The following is a 1503-nucleotide window of genomic DNA, read 5'->3' as shown; positions in this document are numbered from 1 at the left end:
CGCCCTTCAGGGCGGGGAGTAGTCACATCATATTCCATCACATTCTGGCGATCTCTTCTCCCACCAAACCTCGCCGCACCAGGGCCTTCTACCTTGCTTTCCCTCACTTATCTCCTCTCAGTTATCCTCTCCCTCCTCCGGGATCTCGTGAGCAGAGGAGAGGGCGGTCCTGGTGGCGAGGGGACCTGCGAGCTCGAAGACGACGGTGGTGGCGACGATGGTGCTGAAGATAGTCTCGCCGACGGCCGGAAACTCTTCTCGAGCCATGAGGGCGAGGCCCAGGGCGACCCCCGCCTGGGGGATCAGACCGAGGCCTATGTACTTTCTGACCGCCGCCCCCATCCCGCCGGGGTTCCAGGCCCCGATGTACGCTCCCAGGAGCTTTCCCGCCACCCTGAAGACGATATAAACGAGCCCCACCGTCCCAATCTCCTGAAGGTGGCCGATCTCCAGGAGGGCTCCCGCCAGAACGAAGAATATCAGGTAGAGGGGCGTGTCCAAGGGCTCGATCACCTCGAAGAACCGGCGCCCCTCGGAGCTGATGTTGACCAGGACCACTCCCAGGGCGAGGCAGGCGAGGAGGACCGAGAGGCCCAGAGAGCTTGCGGCCCCCACGACGAGGAGGATTATGCCCAGGGTGAATATCTCCAGGTCCGAGGGATCTGCGACCCTAGACGAGTAGTGGTGGAGAACCCAGGCGAAGACCGCTCCCAGGACGAGAGATAAGACGATCTCCCCGACGGCCAACCCCGCCTCCGCCAATATGTGGAGATGGTCTGCTTCGCCCGAGGCGATCGTCTTCGCCGCCACCATGGAGACCGCGAAGATCATCAGGGCCCAGGCGTCGTCCAGGGCCACCACCCCGAGGAGGGTGTCTGTCAGCGGCCCCTTCGCTTTCGTCTCCCCGATCACCATGGCCGTGGCCGCGGGGGCGGTGGCGGAGGCTATCGCCCCGAAGAGGACGGCGACGTGGAGGGGTACCCCCAGAAGGAGGCTTAGGGCTGCTGTCACCAGCAGCAGGGCTCCCAGGGCCTCCATCGCCGATATCCGGACGATGATCCTTCCGATACCTCCAAAAGTCTTGGTATGGAAATTCCGGCCGATGCCGAAGGCGATCAGGCCCAAGACGACGTCTGAGATGAAGCCAGAGGCGGCGAGGATCCCCTCGGGCACCACCCCGAGCCCCGAGGGGCCTATGACGATCCCCACCAGGATGTAGGAGGTGACCGCCGGGATCTTGGCGGCTCCGAAGAGCTTGGCGGCGAGAAAACCGACCAGGATGATGAGGCTCAGGCCCAGCTCTGCGTTCATTTTGATCACCGCCTGGGGATGAAAGATGGTTCGAGGATGATATGAACCAAAAAGGAGACGGAGAAGGCGTTTGAGAGGCGCAAGCCACAAATCGCCGGTTTTTTATCCGGCGCCCCTTTTACGGGGACTGCCGACCTCATGGTCTTCTGCTCACGCCTCAAGTACCAACTATCATCTTTAATCTATTTAGGT

1 protein-coding gene is annotated in these 1503 nt (G+C 62.0%); it reads right to left on the bottom strand.

Annotated features, from left to right (window positions below):
• Window positions 1–117: 117 nt before the first annotated feature.
• Window positions 118–1311 carry a cation:proton antiporter gene (locus tag ACP5EL_RS10260; protein WP_428402413.1) on the bottom strand — a complete coding sequence of 398 codons (1194 nt, stop codon included), beginning with the start codon at window positions 1309–1311 and terminating at the stop codon, window positions 118–120.
• Window positions 1312–1503 lie beyond the last annotated feature (192 nt).

Origin of the sequence: Methanocrinis sp., assembly GCF_049974945.1 — an archaeon.
In the GTDB taxonomy this organism is placed as follows: Archaea; Halobacteriota; Methanosarcinia; order Methanotrichales; family Methanotrichaceae; genus Methanocrinis.
The sequence above is the reverse complement of the archived record's forward strand: the minus strand, read 5'-3'. Positions and strand labels throughout refer to the sequence as shown.